The 21,109-nt window shown below is 68.8% G+C and carries 18 protein-coding genes; 7 read left to right on the plus strand and 11 right to left on the minus strand.

Annotated features, from left to right (window positions below):
- Nucleotides 1–24 precede the first annotated feature (24 nt).
- The 4 genes from AC5P6X_RS14105 to AC5P6X_RS14120 are packed head-to-tail and all read right to left on the minus strand — an operon-like array spanning nt 25 to nt 2,754.
- Nucleotides 25–723 (minus strand): suppressor of fused domain protein, encoded by a 699-nt coding sequence (locus tag AC5P6X_RS14105; protein WP_049450044.1) that lies wholly within the window; start codon nt 721–723, stop codon nt 25–27.
- A complete protein-coding gene (locus AC5P6X_RS14110) occupies nt 720–1,142 on the minus strand; it encodes a hypothetical protein (RefSeq protein WP_005411717.1) in 423 nt (140 codons plus the stop codon). Before AC5P6X_RS14110 ends, AC5P6X_RS14105 begins: the two co-directional genes overlap by 4 nt.
- Complete coding sequence (gene leuE / locus AC5P6X_RS14115) at nt 1,139–1,768, minus strand: leucine efflux protein LeuE (protein WP_005411716.1); 630 nt, start codon at nt 1,766–1,768, stop codon at nt 1,139–1,141. Before leuE ends, AC5P6X_RS14110 begins: the two co-directional genes overlap by 4 nt.
- A gap of 14 nt (nt 1,769–1,782) precedes the next feature.
- Complete coding sequence (locus tag AC5P6X_RS14120) at nt 1,783–2,754, minus strand: LysR family transcriptional regulator (protein WP_227832933.1); 972 nt, start codon at nt 2,752–2,754, stop codon at nt 1,783–1,785.
- Nucleotides 2,755–2,846: 92 nt separating this feature from the next.
- Here AC5P6X_RS14120 and AC5P6X_RS14125 point away from each other — a divergent pair, with 92 nt between their 5' ends.
- Nucleotides 2,847–3,854 (plus strand): zinc-binding alcohol dehydrogenase family protein, encoded by a 1,008-nt coding sequence (locus tag AC5P6X_RS14125; RefSeq protein ID WP_005411714.1) that lies wholly within the window; start codon nt 2,847–2,849, stop codon nt 3,852–3,854.
- A 79-nt stretch (nt 3,855–3,933) separates the two neighbouring features.
- On the opposite strand, the gene AC5P6X_RS14130 is transcribed toward AC5P6X_RS14125, so the two are convergent.
- Entirely contained in the window at nt 3,934–4,539 is a 606-nt protein-coding gene (locus AC5P6X_RS14130; protein ID WP_099481640.1) for a glutathione S-transferase family protein, read from the minus strand.
- Nucleotides 4,540–4,584: 45 nt separating this feature from the next.
- Between AC5P6X_RS14130 and AC5P6X_RS14135 the strand changes: the two genes are divergently transcribed.
- From AC5P6X_RS14135 to AC5P6X_RS14145, 3 genes are all read left to right on the plus strand, one after another.
- Nucleotides 4,585–6,153 (plus strand): DNA recombination protein RmuC, encoded by a 1,569-nt coding sequence (locus tag AC5P6X_RS14135; protein WP_329755808.1) that lies wholly within the window; start codon nt 4,585–4,587, stop codon nt 6,151–6,153.
- Nucleotides 6,154–6,224: 71 nt separating this feature from the next.
- Entirely contained in the window at nt 6,225–6,623 is a 399-nt protein-coding gene (locus AC5P6X_RS14140) for a hypothetical protein (RefSeq protein WP_005411711.1), read from the plus strand.
- Between the two features lie 137 nt (nt 6,624–6,760).
- The gene (locus AC5P6X_RS14145) at nt 6,761–7,306 is read left to right on the plus strand and encodes a glutathione peroxidase (RefSeq protein ID WP_049450034.1); all 546 of its coding nucleotides are present in this window, start codon (nt 6,761–6,763) and stop codon (nt 7,304–7,306) included.
- A gap of 106 nt (nt 7,307–7,412) precedes the next feature.
- On the opposite strand, the gene AC5P6X_RS14150 is transcribed toward AC5P6X_RS14145, so the two are convergent.
- From AC5P6X_RS14150 to AC5P6X_RS14175, 6 genes are read right to left on the minus strand one after another with little or no spacing between them, the layout of a single operon-like run.
- Nucleotides 7,413–8,429, minus strand: coding sequence for an MlaA family lipoprotein (locus AC5P6X_RS14150; RefSeq protein ID WP_005414957.1), 1,017 nt, complete (start codon nt 8,427–8,429; stop codon nt 7,413–7,415).
- A gap of 1 nt (nt 8,430) precedes the next feature.
- Nucleotides 8,431–8,742: an STAS domain-containing protein gene (locus tag AC5P6X_RS14155; RefSeq protein WP_005414956.1), complete on the minus strand. Its 312-nt coding sequence runs from the start codon at nt 8,740–8,742 to the stop codon at nt 8,431–8,433.
- Nucleotides 8,732–9,394 (minus strand): MlaC/ttg2D family ABC transporter substrate-binding protein, encoded by a 663-nt coding sequence (locus tag AC5P6X_RS14160; protein ID WP_049417748.1) that lies wholly within the window; start codon nt 9,392–9,394, stop codon nt 8,732–8,734. Before AC5P6X_RS14160 ends, AC5P6X_RS14155 begins: the two co-directional genes overlap by 11 nt.
- Nucleotides 9,391–9,915 carry an outer membrane lipid asymmetry maintenance protein MlaD gene (mlaD, locus tag AC5P6X_RS14165; RefSeq protein ID WP_005411706.1) on the minus strand — a complete coding sequence of 175 codons (525 nt, stop codon included), beginning with the start codon at nt 9,913–9,915 and terminating at the stop codon, nt 9,391–9,393. Before mlaD ends, AC5P6X_RS14160 begins: the two co-directional genes overlap by 4 nt.
- Nucleotides 9,916–9,974: 59 nt before the next feature.
- Nucleotides 9,975–10,724, minus strand: coding sequence for an MlaE family lipid ABC transporter permease subunit (locus AC5P6X_RS14170; RefSeq protein WP_005414955.1), 750 nt, complete (start codon nt 10,722–10,724; stop codon nt 9,975–9,977).
- On the minus strand, nt 10,724–11,512 hold the full coding sequence (locus tag AC5P6X_RS14175) for an ABC transporter ATP-binding protein (RefSeq protein ID WP_005411704.1): 789 nt from the start codon (nt 11,510–11,512) through the stop codon (nt 10,724–10,726). The genes AC5P6X_RS14170 and AC5P6X_RS14175 overlap by 1 nt, the downstream gene beginning before the upstream one ends.
- 189 nt (nt 11,513–11,701) lie before the next feature.
- Between AC5P6X_RS14175 and recC the strand changes: the two genes are divergently transcribed.
- Genes recC through recD form a run of 3 tightly spaced genes read left to right on the plus strand, consistent with a single transcriptional unit; the run spans nt 11,702 to nt 20,603 of the window.
- Nucleotides 11,702–15,049, plus strand: a complete 3,348-nt coding sequence (gene recC, locus AC5P6X_RS14180) for an exodeoxyribonuclease V subunit gamma (RefSeq protein WP_164223166.1) — start codon at nt 11,702–11,704, stop codon at nt 15,047–15,049.
- Nucleotides 15,046–18,726, plus strand: coding sequence for an exodeoxyribonuclease V subunit beta (gene recB, locus AC5P6X_RS14185; RefSeq protein ID WP_329755806.1), 3,681 nt, complete (start codon nt 15,046–15,048; stop codon nt 18,724–18,726). Before recC ends, recB begins: the two co-directional genes overlap by 4 nt.
- Nucleotides 18,723–20,603: an exodeoxyribonuclease V subunit alpha gene (gene recD / locus AC5P6X_RS14190; RefSeq protein WP_329755805.1), complete on the plus strand. Its 1,881-nt coding sequence runs from the start codon at nt 18,723–18,725 to the stop codon at nt 20,601–20,603. The genes recB and recD overlap by 4 nt, the downstream gene beginning before the upstream one ends.
- Nucleotides 20,604–21,109: the final 506 nt, after the last annotated feature.

Genomic DNA, 21,109 nt, shown 5'->3' on the forward strand with positions numbered 1-21,109 from the left:
CAGGGTTCGAAATGATTCGATCCCTCAAGGCGAGCCCGGAGGCGATTGAAGTACGAGAGCAGGGGCCAGATCGATGCTGACCCGCTGCGGATCGACCACCGGCGCCGCACCTTGGGTTCTCAACTGGGCCACCAGCACTTCGAAGCCATGCGCGCGGCCGAACGCGTGCTCGTCCAGGGTCAACGGCAGCAGCTGCAGGAAGTCGAATCGTCCCGATGGCAGTTGCTGGGGTCCCGGAAAGTGCAATGACGGAACGAAGACGGCCGCCTGCAGCATGCTCCCTGCGTGATCCACCGGCCCCCCCAGCTTCAGCCGGTCCCATGGCGCCAACGGATTGCCGGGCATGCGTGAGTGGCACAGCAGCAGGTGGTACGCGGTGAACCAGCGCAAGGTGGTCAGCGCCCACGTCGCTTCATCCTGCGTCTCAAGCATCAGTTCGATGCCCCACCCCGAATCTCCATCTTCGTGCCGCCCTTCCCAGGGGTTGGACAGGCCGGTGCTGACATAGATCCAGTGCCGTCGATCACCGTGCGGAGGGCACGCATTGACGCCGACATGCAGCCAGCGCGGGTCGATCTGCTCCTGCTTGAAGACGTTGCGCAGCAGATCCATGTCGAGGGGGTAGATCCCCGGTCCGGTATCGCCGAACAACCGCCGGTACAGCGTCTCCTCCCGATACTCCCAGCTGCGCTCCAGCAGGGTGTCGTCGTCGATGGTGCTCACTCAGCTACCCTGCCGGGCCAGCGGCAGCCGTCTTCCTGCCAGGCTTCGGGGTCGTCGTGGAAGGTGGTGCTGCGGCCATCGCGGGCGCGTTCGTAACGCAGATCCAGCACCAGGGCACCCTGCGTGCTCAGCAGGTAGCGGCCGTTGAGGCGTCCGTCGATGCGTTCTTCCCAGACGCTGTCGAACTGGTACGGGCGATCTTCGGCCAGCACCGTGGTCTCCATCGAGATCCGGTGCAGGGGCAGGCGCTCGCGCTGCCCGGCGTAGCGCACATCGGCCCGGCCGTCTTTCAGCCAGCGCCATTCCAGGTGGATGCTGTCATTGCGACCGCCGCTCAGGCAGCGATGGTCCTGCACGGTGGTGCCAGAGGCGGTGCCGGCGAGCAGTAGTGCGACCGCGGTTGCCAGCCAGGCCTTCATCCGTTCAACCCCAACCGGATGCCGAACCCGACAAGGAACAGGCCGGCCACCCGGCGCAGCGCATCGCTGATGCGCGGATGCTGGATCAACCGGCGGCGGGCCAGGTTGCCCACACCGATCAGCATCGAGCAGTAGGCGATGCTGACCACCAGGATGATCCCGGCCAGCGCCGCGAAGGTGGCGATGCCCTGGTGCGCCTTCGGATCGATGAACAGCGGCAGGAAGGCCATGTAGAACAGGATCGCCTTCGGATTGAGCAGGCTGACCAGGATTGCCTGCTGGAAATAGCGGCCCGGCTGCATGCGGATCGGGCCAGCATCACCGCCCTCGTGCTTCGGCGTACGCAGCAGGCTGATGCCCACCCATACCAGGTAGGCCGCACCCAGGTACTGCACGGCGTGGAACACCAGCGGGTTGGCCTTCAGCAGTGCGGCGACACCGGCCAGCGCCAGCCACATCAGGATCTGATCGCCGACCAGCAGTCCGGCCAGTGCGGTGTAGCCGCCGCGCACGCCGCCACGGCCGGTGGCGGTCAGCAGGGTGAAGGTGCCGGGGCCGGGCAGGGCGAGAAACACCAGCACGGCGACCAGAAACGTCCACAGGTCCTGGATGCCCATCCACGGCATGGCGGTGTTCTCTCTTACGGGGGGCCGCCATTGTCGGCCAGCACCGGGGTGGGCGACAGGGGGCGGGGAAGTCCATCGGGCATGCCAGACAGCAGCGGTTGCAGGTGCTGGCGCAGCTGCGCGTGCAGCTGCCGCACCGCCGGCGAGAACTGCTTGCGATGCGGGCACACCAGCTGCAGCGGAATGTGGCTGCCGACGCCGTCGAGCAGCAGCTGCAGGCGCCCGGCCAGCACGTCTTCGCGCAGGTCCAGCCAGGATTTGTAGGTGATGCCTTCGCCGGCCACCGCCCAGCGCCGCACCACGTCGGCGTCGTCGCAGACCAGCGGGCCGCGCACCGGGATCACGGTGCGGCGCCCGTCGACCTCGAACGACCAGCGATCGTAGGCGCGGCCACTGAGCTGGTAGACCAGGCAATCGTGCTCGCGCAGTTCGTCCAGGCGCACCGGCGTGCCCCGTCGCTGCAGGTAATCGGGCGACGCCGCGAGTACACGGCGGTTGCCTTCGAGCAGGGGCAGGGCCACGTAGTTGGCGTCGTCGAAGTGGCCGATGCGGATCGCCACATCGACCGGATCGCGGAACACGTCGGCCACTTCATCGGACAGCCGCAGGTGCAGGCGCAGCCGTGGATGGGCGGCTCGGAACGCGGTCAGCCACGGCAGCAGCAGGTTGCGACCGAAGTCCGACGGCGCCGACAGCTGCAGCGTGCCATGCAGTTCGGCGTCCTCGCCCTGCACGCGGGCCCGCCCTTCGCGCAGGGTAGCCAGCACCTCCTGCGCATACGGCAGGTACAGCGCGCCCTCGCCGGTCAGGCGCAGGCTGCGGGTGGTACGCACGAACAGGCGCAGGTCCAGTTCGCGTTCCAGCCGCGCCACGGCAGCAGCGACCTGGCCGGGTAACAGATCGGCCTCGCGGGCCGCCTGCGAGAAGCTGCCCAGTGCGGCCGTGCGGACGAACAACTGCAGGTCGTCGAAGCGGATCATCTTCATTACCGGAGTGAAAGTGCTGCCCGATTCTGCGCCTTTCTGAGCGACCGTGCGCGGCGCAACCTGTGCACTCCTTCCCCAACTGGACCGCTGCCATGCGCGCCATTGCCTACACCCACGCCGGCCTGCCGATCGACGACACCCGGGCCCTGATCGATATCGAACTGGAACTGCCGCAGCCCGGCCCACGCGACCTGCGGGTGGCGGTGCGCGCGGTGGCGGTGAACCCGGTCGACACCAAGGTCCGCCGCGGCGTGGCCACCGACGGCCCGCGCGTGCTGGGCTGGGACGCGGTCGGCATCGTCGACGCGGTGGGCAGCGAAGTCACCCTGTTCCAGCCTGGCGACGCGGTCTACTACGCCGGCGTGATCGACCGCCCGGGCAGCAATGCCGAGTACCAGCTGGTGGACGAGCGCAGCGTCGGCCGCAAGCCGGCCAGTCTCGACGATGCGGCCGCCGCCGCGCTGCCACTGACCGCGATCACGGCCTGGGAGCTGCTGTTCGACCGCCTGCGCATTCCGGAGGGCGGCGGTGAAGGCCAGACCCTGCTGGTGATCGGTGCTGCTGGCGGTGTCGGTTCGATCCTGGTGCAGCTGGCGCGGAAGCTGACCAGGCTGACCGTGATCGGCACCGCCTCGCGTCCGGATACCCAGGACTGGGCGTACGCAATGGGCGCACACCACGTGATCGACCACAGCCTGCCGCTGGCCGAGGGACTGGCACGGCTGGGCATCAGCGAGGTGCAGCACGTGGCCAGCCTGACCCACTCCGACCAGCACTACGCGCAGATCGTGGAGCTGCTGGCGCCGCAGGGCCAGTTCGGCCTGATCGACGATCCGGGCCAGGTGGACGTGATGGCGCTCAAGCGCAAGGCACTGTCACTGCACTGGGAGTCGATGTTCACCCGCCCGCTGTACAAGACCGCGGACATGCAGCGCCAGCACGACCTGCTGAACCGGGTGGCCGAGCTGATCGATGCCGGCGTGCTGCAGACCACCCTGGGCGAGCATTTCGGGCGCATCGACGCGGCCAACCTGCGGCGCGCGCATGCGCTGCTGGAGAGTCACCGCGCCAAGGGCAAGATCGTGCTGGAAGGCTGGTAAGGCCGGGTCGTTCCCGCGCCCTTGGGGTCGCTCTTGGGATCAGATCCCTTTCCCCCGGGAAAGGGATCTGACCCCTGCCTCAGGCCACGCCGTTGTCGACGTGTTCGGCGAAACCGGGCTGCTGGCGCAGGCGTTCGAACCACGCCGCGAGGTGTGGCAGCGCGGGCTTGTGGCCGGGTGTGCTGCGCCAGCGCTGGGTCGACAGCCCCAGCACGATATCGGCGAGGGTAAAGGTGTCGCCCGCCACATAGCCGTCGGAAGCGGCCAGCTGTGCATCAAGCACCCCCATCAACCGGTTCCACTGCGCCAGGCTGGCCTCGGCGCGGGCATCGTCCGGGTAGTCCGGATGCTGGCGCACGCGCGCCATGAACACATGGCGCCAGGCGCTGTTGAGGTCGCTGGACTGCCAGTCCATCCACTGCTCCACCCGGGCCCGGGCCTGCGCTGCTGCGGGCAGCAGGTCGTCACGGCCGGCGCGGGCAGCCAGGTAGCGGCAGATGCTGTTGGACTCCCACAGCACGAAGTCGCCATCGCGCAGCACCGGTACCTGCCGGTTCGGATTCAGTGCGGCCAGCAGGTCCGCGGGTGGCGCAGGCTCGTGGCGCAGGGGCAGATCCAGCCCCGCGCACAGCCACAGGACCTTGCGCACGTTGATGGAGGTGGGCTTTCCGTACAGAGCGAGCATGGTTCTGGCGCAGCAGCTGAGACTCCGCCAGCCTACACTTGCCCCATGCAAACCGAATATCTGCTCATTGGCGGCCTTCTATTGGCCGTGCTCATCCTGCAGCTTGTCGCCCTGCTGCGCCGCCCGCCGCACGACCGCCTCGAACAGGCGGTGCGTGAGGAGGCGCGCGCCGGTCGCAGCGAGCTGCGCGAACAGCTCGATGGCTTTGCCCGCGCGCTGACCGATCTGTCCACCCGCACCGACCAGCGCCTGGACCTGCTGCGCGAGGCGCTGGGCGAGGACGCCCGCAAGGCGCGTGCCGAGGCGGCGGAGAGCCAGCAGCGTGGCGCCGCACTCATGGGGCAGCGCCTGCAGGAACTGCGCGGCCAGCTGGAAACCTTCGGCCAGCAGCAGGAAGCGCGCATCCACGCCTTCGGCCAGCAGCTGCAGGAACTCACCGGGCGTACCGACACCCAGCTGGGTGCGTTGCGCCAGACCTTGGTCGATGACGCGCGCAAGGGCCGAGAGGAAGGCGCGCAGTCGCAGCAGCGCCTGACCGAAAGCCTTGGCCTGCGCCTGCAGGAACTGACCCAGCGCAACGAACAGCGCATCGCCGAGATGCGCGCCACGCTGGAAGAGCAGCTGCGCGCGCTGCAGAACGACAATGCGCAGAAGCTGGAGCAGATGCGCCACACCGTGGACGAAAAGCTGCAGTCGACGCTGGAAACACGCCTGGGCAACTCCTTCAAGCTGGTTTCCGAGCGCCTGGAACAGGTGCAGCGCGGTCTTGGCGAGATGCAGCAGCTGGCCACCGGCGTTGGCGATCTCAAGCGTGTGCTGACCAACGTCAAGAACCGTGGCAGCTGGGGCGAAGTACAGCTGGAGAACATCCTCGAACAGACGCTCACCCAGGAACAGTACGCGCGGGCAGTGAAGGTACGCCCGGACAGTGGCGAGATGGTCGATATCGCGGTGCGCCTGCCGGGCCGCAGCAGCGACGACACGCCGGTGTGGCTGCCGATCGACTCCAAGTTCCCGCGCGAGGACTACGAGCGCCTGCTCGACGCGCAGGAACAGGGTGACGCCGACGGCGTGCGCCTGCAGGGCATCCAGCTTGAACGCGCGGTGCGCGTGCAGGCCAAGTCGATCTGCGACAAGTACATCGCGCCGCCGCACACCACCGACTTCGCGGTGATGTTCCTGCCAACCGAAGGCCTGTATGCCGAAGTGATCCGGCGCCCGGGCCTGGTCGACCTGTTGCAGCGCGAGCACCGCGTGGTGGTGGCTGGACCGACCACGGTCACCGCGCTGCTCAACAGCCTGCAGATGGGCTTCCGCACGCTGGCCATCGAGCAGCGTTCCAGCGAGGTGTGGAGCCTGCTGGGTGCGGTGAAGAGCGAGTTCGGCAAGTTCGCCGGCATTCTCGAGAAGGCCGAGAAGCAGATCACCACGGTCGGCCGCAGCATCGGCGAAGCCAGCCGCAAGACGCGCACCATCGAACGGCGCCTGCGCGGCGTGGAGTCGCTGGCGTCAGAGCAGGCGCAATCCCTGCTGGGCGGCCTGGCCGATGCTGATGCCACGGCCGAGGACGAAGGCAACGAAGGCGACGACGGCGACGACGGCGACGAAGCCTGAGCTACGTCGACACGCCGCCTGCATGGTCGATGCGTATGCTGGCGGCCTGTCCTACTGGATCAGGTAACGCCATGCGCCTGCGCCTCTGCACCAGTCTCATCCTGACCGCGCTGCTTGTCGCCTGCAGCAGCGCACCGCCGGCTGCCAATCCGGCGGCGGCACCTGCCGCAGCCACCAGCCCCGAAGCGGCCGAGGCCTACCGCGAAGCGCGCGATGTGGACTGCCAGGCCGCTGGCGGCACCCTGCAGCGGCTGGGCCGGCTGCAGCGCGAACAGTGCGTGATTCCCTACGCCGATGCCGGCAAGGCCTGCAGCCGCAAGAGCGACTGCACGGGCCAGTGCCTTGCCGGCGGCGAAGTGGCCGTTGGCAGCCCCGCCACCGGCACCTGCCAGCGCGATGCCCGCCAGAACTTCGGCTGCCGCCAGCGCATTGATGAGGGCAAGGCGCAGGGCATGATCTGCGTGGACTAATCGTAGTGCCGGCCGCTGGCCGGCAGCCTCATGAACCCTTGCGAACGATCGCACGATTGCCGGCCAGCGGCCGGCACGACCGACATCGCGCGGCGCTATGCTGGTGGGCCATTCCCCGCTGTTGCCGGAGCCCCCGCGTGAGCACTTCGATCCAGGACATTTCCCTCACCACCATCGACGGCCAGCCGTCCTCGCTTGCCGACTACCAGGGCAAGGTACTGCTGCTGGTCAACGTCGCCTCCAAGTGCGGCCTGACCCCGCAGTACGAAGGCCTGCAGGCGCTGTATGCGGAAAAGCACGCACAGGGCCTGGAAGTGCTGGGCTTCCCGGCCAACAACTTCCTCGGCCAGGAGCCGGGCAGCGAAGCGGAGATCCAGCAGTTCTGCCAGCTCACCTACGATGTCAGTTTCCCGATGTTCTCCAAGATCAGCGTGGCCGGTGACGACACCCACCCGCTGTACCAGCAGCTGATCGCTGCGCAGCCGCAGTCGATCGGCGAAGGCCCGCTGCGCGAGCGCCTGGCCAGCAAGGAGATTCCGATCCACGCCGCGCCGGCGGTGCTGTGGAACTTCGAGAAGTTCCTGGTCGGCCGCGACGGCAAGGTCATCGCCCGCTTCGCCCCGGACGTGGCGGCTGACGACGCGCGCCTGCGCGAAGCCATCGAAGCCGCGCTGGCTGCCTGATCGGCCGGGGTCGGATCCCTTTCCACGGGAAAGGGCTCCGACCCCACCCACGGCGCCAAAGAAAAACCCCGCCGAGGCGGGGTTTTTCATGCGTCGCTGACAGGACTCAGTGCGTCCACTGCGGCATCGGCATCGCATCGACCGGGATCGGCGAATTGGCGTCGTCGTGGCCACGCTCGCGCTTGCTGCGCAGATCGTTCTCGATCTGGTAGTTGCGACGCTGCATCCATGCATCGCGCACCAGCGAGTACTCGTCCACGGCAGTGTCACGCAGGTCGTCGATCGCCAGCAGCTGCGCGCGGGTATCGACCAGCTGCAGGCCCTGCAGGCCGATGCGGACCTTGTCCTCTTCGATACGGCGGATCGGCGACAACGGAATGTCGCCGGCCAGGCCGAACACGTCGCGCACGGTACGCGGGCCGAAGAACGGCAGTTCCACGTAGCGCGAACGACGCCAGCCCCAGGCACCCAGGGTCTGGCCGAAGTCCTCATTGCGGCGCGGCACCATCGCCTTGCTGGCCGGATCGAACAGGCCACCGATGCCCAGCGTGCTGTTCATCAGGAAGCGGCCGAGGCTGTCCCACGCATCGGCACCGCGGCCCTGCAGCAGCTGGTTGGTGATGGTCACCGGCGCGCGCAGGTTGCTGAAGAAGTTGCTGACGCCGGTGCGGGCGAAGCGCGGCACCACGTGGGTGTAGGCGGTGGCCAGCGGACGTGCGACGCCGCGGTCGACCGCATTGTTGAACTTGTGCACCTTGCGGTTGAACGGTTCCCACGGATCGTAGGCCGCTGCGTTGGTGGTGTTGCCGGCACCGCCATAGAGGGCATCGAAGTCGTCATCGCCACCGGGCGCGGTGGCGGCTGAGGTCTTCGCCGCGCTGCCGTCGCCGCTGTCGGTGGGCGCAGCCGGCGACGATGCGGCAGCAGCCGGCGGATTGGCCACCGGCGCGACCGGAGCAGCGTCAGCCGTGCCGGCATCGGTGGCCGCGACGGCGGGCGAGGTGGAAGAACTGGCCGGGACCACGGTGCTGGCTGCCGGTGCATCGCTGCGCGCGGGCTTGCCGGCACAGGCGGTGAGGGCGGTGGCCAGGACGATCAGGGGGAGAGTGCGCACGACGTTCATGTCAGCTCGCAGCAGAAGTAGCGTTGAAATCCAGGTTGGGCGACAGCCGGTAGGCCGCGCTCAGTTCGTTGTAGCCAGCCGGCGCGCCGGTGATCACCAGCGGATGGCCGGCCTTGCGCGCACGTGCCGCCAGCTCGGCCAGCAGGGCCAGGCCGGCGCTGTCCACGCGTTCGACCTCAGCCAGATCCAGCCGTGCCAGCTTTGCCGGCAGGGCCTGCAGCTGCGGCCATAGCGCGATCACCGCAGCGCGGTCGAGCACCCCGCGCAGGCGCAGGGTGTCGCCTTCCAGCAGCGCCAGTGCGTTACTTGCCATTGCCCGCGGGCCCGGCCTGCATGCTGCCGCTGTGCAGCTCGCTGGCCACCTGCTTGATGCCCTTCTGGCGCAGCGGGGTGTCGAACTGGTTGCGGAACGTCTGCACGTAGGAGATGCCTTCGATGTTGACGTCGAAGATCTTCCACTGGCCGTTCACGTTGCGCATCCAGTACTCGACAGGGGTCGGCTCGCTGCCGGCACGCACCAGCTCGGTGCTCACGCGCACGCCGCGGTTGCCCGGCAGCGGGCTTTCACCCTTCAGGCGGAAGCTCGGCTTGCCCTGGATGTTGAGCAGGGTCGAACCGTAGCGCTGCATGAGGCTGTCGGCCATGGCATCGGCGAACAGCTTGATGTCGGCATCCGAGGCACCACGGGCGTGCGGGCCCAGCACCAGGCGCGCGGCATAGTCGCGGTCGAAGGTGCGGTTCAGTTCGCTGTCGATGTAGTTGCGCAGGCTGGCCGGGTTGCTGCCGAATTCGCTCCTGCGCTGCTGCAGGGTGGTGAGGATGCGCGTGCTGGCATCGATCACCACCTTGCCGGCCTGGCCCTGCGCCGCGGCAGCGGCGGGGGCGGCGGCCTGGGCCTGGGCGAGGAACGGAGTAGCCACCAGCAGCGCCGAGGCGAGCAGGGCCGGGATCAGTTTCATCTTCATGGTTGCGGTTCCGTTGCAGGCGCCTGCGCGCCATCGTTGGGCTTCTGAGCAGCGCCGCCACCGGCGCCGCCACTGAACATGTACTTGCCGACCAGCTGGATCAGGTCAACCGCCGGCTGGGTGAAGACAATTTCGTCGCCGGCCTTCAGCACGTCCGGATCACCGCCCGGCTGCAGTCCGATATAGCTCTCGCCGAGCAAACCACTGGTGAAGATGCCGGCCGAGGTGTCCGCCGGCAGGTCCTTGACCTTGCTGTCCATGCGCAGGGTCACGATCGATTCGAACTTCACCGGGTCCAGGTCGATGGAGGCGACCTGGCCGACGGTGACGCCGCCGATCTTCACCGGCGCCTGCTTGCGCAGCTGGCCGACCTGGGAGAAGCGCGCCTTCAGCTCGTAGCCCTGGCTGCCCCAGCTCCAGCGCTGGTTGGTCGAGGCCACCGCCAGCACCATCAGCGAGGCCAGGGCCAGCAGCAGGAAAGCGCCGACGGAGAATTCGAGTCTGGGACCGCGGATGGCCATGTGGATTACCTGATCGAGTCGTGGTGGCCGCGCGCGCCTGCGCACCGCCGGTGGAGGGGTTAGGTGAACAACATTGCCGACAGAACGAAGTTGAACATCAGCACCAGCAGCGAAGCGTTGACCACTGCACGGGTGGTCGCCACCGACGTGCCTTCAATGGTCGGCTCGGCATGGAAACCAACATAGGCGGCGACCAGCGCGGCGGTGCCGCCGAAGATCGCCGACTTCAGCATCGCCACGCCGAAGTCATCCCAGAAATCGACGCTGTTGCGCAGCGCCGACCAGAACACGCCATTGTCCAAGCCCAGCACGTGCACGGCCTCGAAGTAGCTGGCACTGATCGCCAGCGAGCAGAAGATGCCGGTCAGCAGCGGCACGGTCAGCACCGCCGCCCAGAAGCGTGGCGCCACGGCCTTGGCCACCGGGTCGATCGCCATCAGCTCCAGCGCCTTGATCTGGTCGGTGGCGCGCATCAGGCCCAGCTCGGCGGCGATCGAACTGCCGGCGCGGCCGATGAACAGCAGCGCAGTCAGCACCGGCGCCAGTTCGCGGTACAGCGACAGGCCAAGCAGGGTCGACAACGCGTCGGCCGCGCCGAAGGTGGTCAGCGTGCGGTAGCCCTGCAGGGTCAGCACCAGGCCGACGAAGGCGCCACCGACGGCGATGATCGGCAGCGAGCGCGCGCCGATCTTGTAGATCTCGCGGGTCAGCTCGGCCAGGAAATCACGGGTCGGCAGGGAACCGCGCAGCACGGTCAGCGAGAACAGGCCGGCGCGACCCAGCGAGCGGGTGGCTTGGACGAACGGCATCAGGCAACCCTCGCGCGTGGCGCGGCATCGAACGGAATCGGGCCATCCGGCTGGCCATGCAGGAACTGCCGCAGCAGCGGATCCTGGCTGGACTGCAGTGCCTCGGGCGTCCCCTGGAACACGACGCCGCCATTGGCGATGGCGATCACCTGGTCGCAGATCGGCAGGGTCTCGTGCACGTGGTGGCTGACGATGATGCTGGTCAGGCCCAGGCTGTGGTTGAGGCGCTGGATCAGGCTCATGATCACCCCGGAGGCGATCGGGTCCAGCCCGGTCAGCGGCTCGTCGTAGATCATCAGCGGCGGGTCCAGCGCCAGCGCACGGGCCAGCGCCACGCGGCGCGCCATGCCGCCGGACAGTTCGCGCGGCCAGGCGTCGGCGGCGGCCAGCAGGCCCACCGCATGCAGCTTCATCTCCACCAGCCGGCGCAGCACGGCGGCCGGCAAGCGGGTATGCGTACGCAGCGGCAGGGCGACGTTCTCGGCCACGGTGAGGTCGGTCAGCAGACCATTGCCCTGCAGCAGCACGCCCACGCTCTTGCGCATCTCCAGCAGCGCGCTGCTGTCATGCGGGATCGGCTTGCCGAACAGGGTGACGTCGCCGGCCACCGGTCGCAGTTCGCCGGTCAGCGCCGCCAGCAGGGTCGACTTGCCGCTGCCGGAGGGGCCGAGCACGGCGGTGATACTGCCCTGCGGCACCTGCAGCGACACGTCACGCAGGATCGTGCGTCCGCTCCGGTCGATGCGGACGTTGGACAACTGCACCAGACTGGAGGTGGAAGCCGACATGGGCACCATTAACGTTTTTTAGACATCGAAGGATCGGGCCAGCCGGCTGAACATAAGCAGACTGGACGGTCCAGTATTGTTGCACGGCAGGGCGGGGCGCAGGCCGGGACAATCGGCCGGCAGCCCGGAACAATCCGTACCGTCGATGGGCCGACCATTGAATACTGCCTGCCGTCCTGCACACTGTGCATGATGAGTGACCCAGGCAGCGATTTCCGCCTCTACCATTCCAACTCGCTGGACGTGCTGGCCGCGCTGCTGGCGCGCAACGTGCGTGCGCCGGTGCCAGGCCAGCCGTTGTTGGCGCCGGAACTGGTGTTGATCCCGCAGGTGGCGATGCGCCGCTGGCTGCAAGCGACACTGGCCGCCGAATTCGGTGTCGCCGCCAACCTCGAATTCCTCACCCCGGGCGAGTTCGTGGCCCGCGCGCTGAAGGCCAACGTCAGCGGCGAGCAGGACGATCTGGACGCGGCCGGCTTGCACTGGAAGCTGTACCAGGCCCTGCGCGACCCGACATTGCTGGCGCAGCCACCGATGCGTGCGCTGCAGTCCTATCTTGCCGGCGGTGACGCATTGAAACCCTGGGCGCTGGCCGGCGAGCTGGCCTCGGTATTCGAGAAGTACCAGGCGTGGCGCCGTGACTGGCTGCTGCGCTGGGCAGCCGGTGCCGATCCTGCCGACCCGCAGGCGATCCTGTGGCGCACCATCACCCAGGGCCACGACTACCGCGCGCGCCGCATCCAGGAATACCTGGACCGTTTCGAAGGTGCCGGCCAACCGCTGCCGAAGGGCTTGCCACCGCGCATGTCTGCGTTCGCAACGCTCAACATCTCGCCCGACGTGCTGCGGGTGATGGCCACCCAGGCGCGGGTGGGCGAACTGCATTTCTATATGCCTACCCCGGTGCAGTCGTACTGGGGTGACCTGCAGACGCTGGCCGAGCGCCTGCGCAGCGGCGCACCGGACCCCTTCGGCGAAGCGGCCGGCGAGAACCGCCTGCTGGAAGCCTGGGGTGCGGCCGGGCGCGACTTCATGGCGGTGCTGGGCAGTTACGAGGTGGTGCATCCGGCCGGCGAAATCGCTGCCTATTCCGATCCGGAGGAGGACACCCGCCCGACCCTGGACGAAGGCGGCCTGTCCGACAGCCTGCTGCATCGCCTGCAGCGTGACCTGTTCCACCGCCGCGCGCTGCCCTCGGGCGAGCTGCGCGACGGCCTGCGCAGCGACGACCCCAGCCTGCAGGTGCATGCCTGCCATACCCGCCTGCGCGAGCTGCAGGTGCTGCACGACCAGCTGCGCAGCCTGCTGCAGGACCCGCGCTTCGACCCGCCGCTGCAGGCGCGCGAGATCGCGGTGCTGGCGCCGGACATCGATCCCTATGTGCCGTACCTGGAAGCGGTGTTCGGCGGTCGCGGCGGCGAGGAGGAACACATTCCGTATGCGCTGGCCGACAGCAGTCCGCTGGCCGGCGAGCCGTTGGCCGATGTGTTCGTGCACCTGCTGGGCCTGCCGGTCTCGCGCTTTGGCTTGAACGAAGTGCTGGACCTGCTGGCCAGCGCGCCGCTGGCCGAGGCGGCCGGGCTGGAGGCGGTGGACTTCGACCGCCTGCATGGCTGGCTGCAACAGGCCGGTGCACGCTGGGGCCTGGATGCGAAACACCGCAACCAGCACCAGGCACCGGCCGACGACGCCTACACCTGGCAGTTCGCGCTGGATCGCCTGGTACTCGGCCACGCCACCGGCAGCGAGGCCGACCTGGCCGGCGTGGCGCCGTGGATCGAACTGGAAGGCGGTGCGCTGGACGCGCTGGACCGGCTGCTGCGCCTGCTGCGCGTGCTGGCCATCTACCAGCGCCGACTGGGCGAGCTGCTGACCCCGGCGCAGTGGCGGCAACGCCTGCTGTCGCTGCTGGATGCACTGCTGCCCACCGCGCCCAGTTCCCCCAACAGCCAGCGCGCGCTGGAGCGCCTGCGCAAGCTGCTCAACCAGTTCGCCGACGATGCCGCCAAGGCCGGCTTCGAGGAAGGCGTGCCGCCGGAGGTGGTGCGCGCGCACTTCGCCGGCGCGCTGGGCGAGGCCGATACGCGCGCACCGCTGCTGACCGGTGGCATCAGTTTCGGCCGCATGGTGCCGATGCGCCTGCTGCCGTTCCGGGTGATCTGCGTGCTCGGCCTCAATGATGGCGATTTCCCGCGCCGTGACCCCGCTGCCGGTCTCAACCAACTCACCGCCGAGCTGGATACGCCGCGCCGCCGTCCGGGCGACCGCTCCACCCGCGAGGATGACCGCTTCCTGTTCCTGCAGCTGTTCGCCGCCGCGCAGGAGGTGTTCTATCTCAGCTATCTCGGCGCCGATCCGCGCGATGGCAGCGTGCGCGAGCCGTCGGTACTGGTCAGCGAACTGATCGATGCCGCCGCCGCGTATCACCTCGATCCGCCTGCAGCGGCCCGTGACTTCACCGTGCGACATGCCCTGCAGCCGTTCTCACCGGCGGCGTTCGGTGATGGCGATCCACGTCGCTTCAGCTATCGCCGCCAGTGGCATCCGGCCGCCGGTCGTCTCACCGGCCAGCGCGGCGGCCTGCAGCCATGGTTCGATGCTCCATTGCCGCCGCCGCTCGACGATGCGGTGGAAGACGAAGTCGCGCTCGATACCCTGCGCCGCTTCCTGTGCGACCCGGCCGGGCAGTTCCTCGCACAGTCGCTGGGCCTGCGCCTGGCCGACGACGTCGAGGAAGTCGATGACCTGGAACCGCTGGTGCTGTCCTCGCGCGGGCCGGAAAAACGCAGCGTGCAGGCCGCGGTGGTACGTGCCACGCTCAGCGGCGATACCGAGCCGTTGTACCCGCGACTGCGCGCGCGCGGCCTGCTGCCGTCGGGTCCATTGGGCGAGCGTCAGTTCGAGGTGGAACAATTGAAGACCCGCCCGTATGCCAGTGCGTTGCTGGGCTGGATGCAGGGCGAACCGCTGGAAAGCCGTCGCTACGAAGTGGAGATTGATGGCGTGCGCCTGCATGGCCGCGTGGCCGATCGCCATCCCGAAGGGCTGGTGCGCCTGCGTGCGGGCACACTCAATGGCAATGCAGTGATCCGCCACGGCCTGGACTGGCTGCTGGCGAACGCTGCGGGCGATACGCTGCCGCTTGTGCAGTTCCATGATGGCGGCGACGCCGGTCCCGGCCCGCATGTACTGCCGGCACTGAGCGTTCCCGCTGCACGTGCGGCGCTGCGTGCGCTGCTGCAGCTGCGCCAGCGTGGCCTGCGCGAGCCGCTGCGCTTTGCCCCGTACACCGGCTGGGTGCTGTACAACGCGCCGGCAGAAAAGCAGCGCAGCGAAGGCTGGAAGCAGTGGCACGGCAGCGACCGCAGCTGGGGTGAATCCAGCAGCGACGCCTGGCAGCTGCTGCTGCGCGGTGCCGACCCGTTCGCTACCGATGCCAGCTACGCTGACCTGCTGCGCAACAGCCAGCTGGTCTTCAGCGCGGTGCGCGAAGGCCGCGCTCTCGGCGCCGAAGCACGCCAGGAGGGCGACGCATGAACACCGCCATCGCCGAAGACGGCCTCGAATCCCTCAGCCGCGATCCCTATCTGGCGCTGTCGCTGGAGGGCATCCGGCTGATCGAAGCCAGCGCCGGCACCGGCAAGACCTTCACCCTGGCCACGTTGTTCACCCGCCTGGTGGTGGAGCAGGGCCTGCGCATCGGCCAGATCCTGGCGGTGACCTTCACCGATGCCGCCACGCAGGAACTGCGCAAGCGCATCCGCGAGCGCCTGGCGCTGGCCGCGCGCCTGGTCGACATGGAAGCGGCCGACGGTGAAGCACCGGAGGTACGATTGACGCGCGACGTGCTGCAGCGCCATCTGCAGGGCGGCACCGAGAGCGCCGCCGCACTGAAACGCCGCCTGCAGGTGGCCGCAGACGAGATCGACCTGGCGTCCATCTTCACCATTCATGGTTTCTGTACCCGCGTGCTGCGCGAGCATGCGCTGGAAAGCGGCCACACCTTTGATCCGCCGGAACTGCTGGCCAGCGACCGTGAACTGCTGGAGGAGCTCGCGGCCGATCTGTGGCGCGTGCATGCCAACGACCCGGCCACGCTGGAGCCGCTGACCTGGCTGTGGTCCAGCCCCGACGCGCTGGCCGCCGATCTGCGCGCGCTGCTGGGCACACCGCCGCTGCATCCGCTGCCACGGCCTGCGGCGCTGGCCGATCCACGCCCGGCATTGCAGAGCGCGGCGGAAGCCCTGTCCGCAAGCGTGCGCGAGCATGGCGAGCAGTTCTTCATCGACCTCTGCGATGCCGTCGACAACAAGTGGCTCAACGGCGTGTCATACAAGCTGGGCTGGCTGCACCCGCTGGGCCGGCAGCTGCTGGCCTGGGCCGAGCGCGCCGACCCGCGCGAGCTGCTGGCCAGCGATCGCCTGCCGGCACTGCTGCCGGAGGTGCTGGCCGACAAGACCAACAAGAAATTTCCTGATCGCACGCCGTCGTCGCCATTGCAGGCGCCGTTGGCGCGCTATGTTGCGCTGCTGGCCGAACGCGATGCCTGGCTGCGTGGCACCGCGCTGGATTTCCTGCACACGCTTCGCGCCGAAGCCACGCAGCGCCTGCAGGCGCTGAAGCGTACGCGCCGGGTACAGACCTACGACGATCTGATTGATGGCGTAGCGCTCGCCCTGGAAGGCCCGCAGCGGCTGACGCTGGTCAGGCAACTGCGTGCGCAGTACCGCATCGCGCTGGTCGATGAGTTCCAGGACACCGACGATCGCCAGTGGGGCATCTTCCACACCGTGTTCGGCGATTCGCCGGAGGTGCGCGAACTCGACCTGGCGCCGGCGCTGTTCCTGATCGGCGACCCCAAGCAGGCGATCTACGGTTTCCGCGGTGGCGACATACACACCTACCTGAAGGCCAAGCAGGTGGCGCAGCAGGCGCCGGTGCTGGACCAGAACTTCCGCTCGCGACCGTCTGTGTTGCGCGCGTTGCAGGCGCTGTACGACAACGGTGGCGAAGACGCCTTCCTCGAACGCGACATCCGGTTCGAGCCGGTGCGGCCCGGTGGCGTGCGCAGCGATGCGGACTACCTGCGCGACGGCCAGGCCGCCAAGGCACTCACCCTGCGCGTGCTGCGCAGTGGCGGTGACAAGGCGATGAGCGCCGATGCCTCGCGCGATGCGGCGACCCAGGCCTGCGTGGCCGCGATTCACCAGATCCTGGTCGATGCGCGCACGGGCAATGCCGTGTTGCGTGAGCGACCGGTGCAGCCCGGTGATATTGCGGTGCTGGTGCGCTCGCATCGCGAGGCCACCCTGGTACAGCGCGCGCTGGCCGCGGTCGGCATTCCCGCGGTGGCGGCCGGCAAGCAGAGCCTGTTCGCCACTGCTGAAGCCCGCGACCTTCGTGCGCTGCTGCTGGCACTGCTGCAACCGGCCGACGAAGGCCGCCTGCGTGCAGCGCTGGCCACCGTGCTGCTTGGCCAGCGGGCCAGCGCGATCGCGGCAATGGAACGCGAAGGTGACCTGCAACGCGGGTTCCAGGCACAGCTGCTGCATTGGCGCGAGCGCTGGCAGCGCGGCGGACCGTTCGCAGTGATTGCCGATGTCTGTGCCGCACAGGGTGAACGCCTGCTGGCGCTGATCGATGGCGAGCGCCGCCTGACCAATTACCTGCAGCTGGGTGAACTGCTGCAGGAGGCCTCGGCGCAGGCGCTGGGCATGCATGGCCTGCTGGACTGGCTGCAGGGGCAGATGGCCAGTGCCGACCAGGATGACGAGCAGCAGCTCCTGCGCCTGGAGTCGGATGCGCGCCGCGTGCAGATCATCACCCTGCACAAGAGCAAGGGCCTGGAGTATCCGCTGGTGTTCCTGCCCTTCGTCGGCATCGACGGCGGCGCGCCGAACACCGCCTCGCACTGCACCGTGCACGTTGGCGGCCAGCGCCAGCTGCACTGGAAGCTGGACAAGGACGAGGCCTGGGAAGCGGCCAACGCGCAGCGTGAGCGCGAGCAGCGTGCCGAGGATGCGCGCCTGCTGTATGTGGGACTGACCCGCGCCGAGCATGCGCTGTGGATCGCCGTGGGTGATCTGGCCGGGCTCGGCAAGACGCGGCTGGCGCCGCTGCTGGGTGACCTGCAGGCGCTGCGCGGGCTCGCCGATGTGCACATCGATGACAGCGAGGCGCCGGCCGCGCTGCCGCAGCTGGCGGCCGAAGTGGAAGGTGACCTGCCGGCGGTACGTGCACTGACCCGGCGCGTGCCGCATGACTGGTGGGTCTACAGCTTCACCCAGCTGGCGCATGCCGATGCGGGCGCTGGCAGTGATATTGAAGCCGCCGCGACCGAGCTGCCGGCACCGGCCGCCGATGAACCGGCCGGCCCGGAACTGCCGCTGGAACCGGCGCTGCCCGAACCCACCGCCGTCGTCGAAGACAGCGCGCCGATCGACCCGCGCTTCATGGGCAGCCGCTTCGGCAACGTGCTGCACGAGGCGATGGAGAACGTCGACTTCGCTGCCTGGGGTGACTGGCAGCCGGGCCGGGAAGCGCCCGAGGGACAGGCCGAGGTGCTACGCAAGGCGCTGCATGACGAAGGCTATGCCGACGTCGACCTGGACGATGGCGTGGCCGTGCTGGTGCCGCTGGTCGGCCACACGCTCACCGTGCCGCTGCCCGAAGGCGGCGCCCTTTACAGCCTGGGCGAAGGCGAGCGGCGCGCGGAAATCGACTTCCATTTCGCCATCGAGCCGACCACGGTGCCGGCGCTGCTGCAGGTGCTGCATGCCCACGGTGTTTCCAGTGGTCGTCGAGGCTTCGGCCAGCGCCGCCGCCTGGAAGGGCTGATGACCGGCATGATCGACCTGACCTACGTGCGCGACGGGCGCTGGTACGTGCTCGACTACAAATCCAATCGTCTGCCCGGCTACAGCCAGGACCTGCTGGCCATCGCCATGCGCCACAGCGAGTACGACCTGCAGGCGCTGATCTATACCGTGGCCCTGCATCGCTGGCTGCGCTTCCGCCTGGGCGCGGCCTACGACTACGAGCGTGACATGGGCGGCATCCGCTACCTGTTCTGCCGCGGCCTGGATGGCACCGGCAACGGCGTGCACGTGGACCGCTTCCCGCTGGCGCTGGTGGATGCACTGGATGCGTTGTTCGCCGGTGGCGAACAGGCCCAGGCCGAACTGGCCGCACGTGCCCGTGGGGCCAGCGCATGAGCCTGCTGAAGGAACTGCACCAGAAGGGCCTGCTGCGCACCCTCGACCACGCGTTGGCGACCAGCCTGATGCGGCTGCGCGGCGACACGCCGGAGAGCGTGGCGCTGGCGGCGGCGCTGGCCTCGCTGGCGGTGGCGCAGGGCCACGCCGCATTCGACCCCGCGCAACCGCAGCGGTTGCTGGAAGGCGTGCCCGAGTGGCCTGCCGCGCAGGACTGGCTGGCGCAGCTGCGTGCATCGCCGTGGGTAGCGACGCCGGACCAGGCAGAGGCCATCGCCGAGGATGCGCCGCTGGTGCTGGAAAACGGCCTGCTCTACCTGCGCCGCTACCGCGAGTACGAACGGCAGTTGGCCGCCGGGCTGCAGCGCATCGGCCGGCATCCGCTGCCGGCACCGGACATGGCAGCGCTGGCACCGTTGTTCGCGCAGCTGTTCCCGCAGGCATCGGGCAGCGAGGATCACCAGGCCCGTGCCGCCGGCGTGACCCTGCGCCATCCGCTGGCGCTGGTGACTGGCGGCCCCGGCACCGGCAAGACCACCACCATCGCGCGCCTGTTGCTGCTGCTGGCGGCGCAGGCCCGGCACGCCGGCCAGCCGCTGCCCGAAGTGGCGCTGGCCGCGCCTACCGGACGCGCCGCCGAGCGCATGGCCGAGAGCCTGCGTCTGGCCGTGCAGCGCCTGCAGGAGAACGGCGTGGACCCGGCGCTGTGCGCGGCATTGCCCAGTACCGGCACCACCCTGCATCGCCTGCTCGGCGTGATCCCGGATTCGCCGCGCTTCCGCCACCACGCCGACAACCCGCTGCCGGTGGACGTGGTGGTGGTCGACGAAGCCTCGATGATCGATCTGCCGATGATGGCCAAGCTGGTCGACGCGATCGCCAGCGGCACCCGCCTGATCCTGCTTGGCGACCCCGATCAGTTGCCCTCGGTCGAAGCCGGTGATGTGCTCAGCGCGATCCTGCGCGCCAGCGGTGATGGCATCGGCACCCGCGCCGATGATGCGCAGGCACTGCAGGGTCTGTTGGCACCGGCCACGTTGCAGCCGCAGGCCACGCCGCGCGCCTTCGCCGGCCGCCGCGTGCAGCTGCAACGTGGTTACCGGCAGAGCGATGCGCTGGACCTGGCACCGCTGGCGCATGCCGTGCGCGAGGGCGACAGCGGTACCGCGCTGCAGCTGCTGCGCAGTGGTGAACTGGCCGGCGTGCATTTCCACGAAGGCGAAGCCGATCCACTGCGCGGCCAGCGCGAGCACCTGCTGGGCCATTGGCGTGCGTTGGCCGACGCCGCCGATCCGGTGCTTGCCCTGCAGCAGGCCGGGCGACTGCGCGTGCTGACCGCGCTGCGCGAAGGCCCGCAGGGTGCGCGCGGGCTCAACAGCCGCATCGAACAGCTGCTGGCTGGCAACACCCCGGGCTACTTCCAGGGCCGCCTGCTGCTGGTCACCGAGAACAGCTACCGGCACCGCCTGTTCAACGGCGATATCGGCATCTGCCTGCGCGATGGCAGCGGCGCGATGGTGGCCTGGTTCCCTGGCGACAGCGTCGACCAGCCGCGCGCCTTCCACCCGGCCGCACTGCCCGCGCACGAAAGCGCCTTTGCGATGACCGTGCACAAGGCGCAGGGCTCGGAGTTCGATGAAGTGTGGTTGCAGCTGCCGCGCCAGGACAGCCGCGTGCTGTCGCGCGAGCTGGTCTACACCGGCCTGACCCGCGCCCGCCAGGTGCTGCATGTGGCGGGCAGCGCAGAGGTGCTGCAGGCCGCGTTGAAACGCCACGCCAGCCGATTGGGTGGCCTGGCCTGGCGGCTGGGTGCGGAAGCGGTGGCCGAAGCACCGGCGCGCATCGAACAGCCCACGGTGCAGGGCCAGTTGTTCTGAATCGGGGTCGGATCCCGTTCCCATCGGGAACGGGATCTGACCCCTTCACCTGATCGCCAGGCAGAAGCAGTCGAGCATGGCTCGACTTTACAACAGCGTACTTCGATCATTCCGACGTTCATCCACGCATGCCGGGATCTACCGTGTCGACCAAGGTCGACACCCACCAGAGCAGAACGCCGTGCCGGCAGATCGCAGGAAACTGTCGAAGGCGGGGTGGGTCCGGGTGCGGGGGCGTGAGCCGCATGGGCCCGAGGCATGCCTCGGGCGGGTTGGGCAGGACGCCCAACCCCGGTCTTGCCGTGTGCGCAGGACAGCGCACACGAGCAAGCGGCGACCAAGCTTACATGGGTGAGGGCGCTTTGCTTGCGAAGCACTGCTTCGCAAGCGCCCGAACGCACAGCCGCCAGCGGCTGGGCCGGGCCCCGGAGGGGGACTTGCAGCGTCCCCCTCAACCGGACCCACCCCGCCTACCCACGGATAGCACGCATTTGACGTTGCCGTTG

This window comes from Stenotrophomonas sp. YJH_SMC_40, assembly GCF_059368615.1.

Bases quoted from the DNA above. Each gene is read 5' to 3' on its own strand.
- AC5P6X_RS14110 (WP_005411717.1), bottom strand. From the start codon at position 1,142: ATGAAGGCCTGGCTGGCAACCGCGGTCGCACTACTGCTCGCCGGCACC.
- AC5P6X_RS14150 (WP_005414957.1), bottom strand. From the start codon at position 8,429: ATGAACGTCGTGCGCACTCTCCCCCTGATCGTCCTGGCCACCGCCCTC.
- AC5P6X_RS14120 (WP_227832933.1), bottom strand. From the start codon at position 2,754: ATGAAGATGATCCGCTTCGACGACCTGCAGTTGTTCGTCCGCACGGCC.
- AC5P6X_RS14155 (WP_005414956.1), bottom strand. From the start codon at position 8,742: ATGGCAAGTAACGCACTGGCGCTGCTGGAAGGCGACACCCTGCGCCTG.
- leuE (WP_005411716.1), bottom strand. From the start codon at position 1,768: ATGCCGTGGATGGGCATCCAGGACCTGTGGACGTTTCTGGTCGCCGTG.
- recD (WP_329755805.1), top strand. From the start codon at position 18,723: ATGAGCCTGCTGAAGGAACTGCACCAGAAGGGCCTGCTGCGCACCCTC.
- AC5P6X_RS14160 (WP_049417748.1), bottom strand. From the start codon at position 9,394: ATGAAGATGAAACTGATCCCGGCCCTGCTCGCCTCGGCGCTGCTGGTG.
- recC (WP_164223166.1), top strand. From the start codon at position 11,702: ATGATGAGTGACCCAGGCAGCGATTTCCGCCTCTACCATTCCAACTCG.
- mlaD (WP_005411706.1), bottom strand. From the start codon at position 9,915: ATGGCCATCCGCGGTCCCAGACTCGAATTCTCCGTCGGCGCTTTCCTG.
- AC5P6X_RS14130 (WP_099481640.1), bottom strand. From the start codon at position 4,539: ATGCTCGCTCTGTACGGAAAGCCCACCTCCATCAACGTGCGCAAGGTC.
- AC5P6X_RS14170 (WP_005414955.1), bottom strand. From the start codon at position 10,724: ATGCCGTTCGTCCAAGCCACCCGCTCGCTGGGTCGCGCCGGCCTGTTC.
- recB (WP_329755806.1), top strand. From the start codon at position 15,046: ATGAACACCGCCATCGCCGAAGACGGCCTCGAATCCCTCAGCCGCGAT.
- AC5P6X_RS14175 (WP_005411704.1), bottom strand. From the start codon at position 11,512: ATGTCGGCTTCCACCTCCAGTCTGGTGCAGTTGTCCAACGTCCGCATC.
- AC5P6X_RS14140 (WP_005411711.1), top strand. From the start codon at position 6,225: ATGCGCCTGCGCCTCTGCACCAGTCTCATCCTGACCGCGCTGCTTGTC.
- AC5P6X_RS14125 (WP_005411714.1), top strand. From the start codon at position 2,847: ATGCGCGCCATTGCCTACACCCACGCCGGCCTGCCGATCGACGACACC.
- AC5P6X_RS14135 (WP_329755808.1), top strand. From the start codon at position 4,585: ATGCAAACCGAATATCTGCTCATTGGCGGCCTTCTATTGGCCGTGCTC.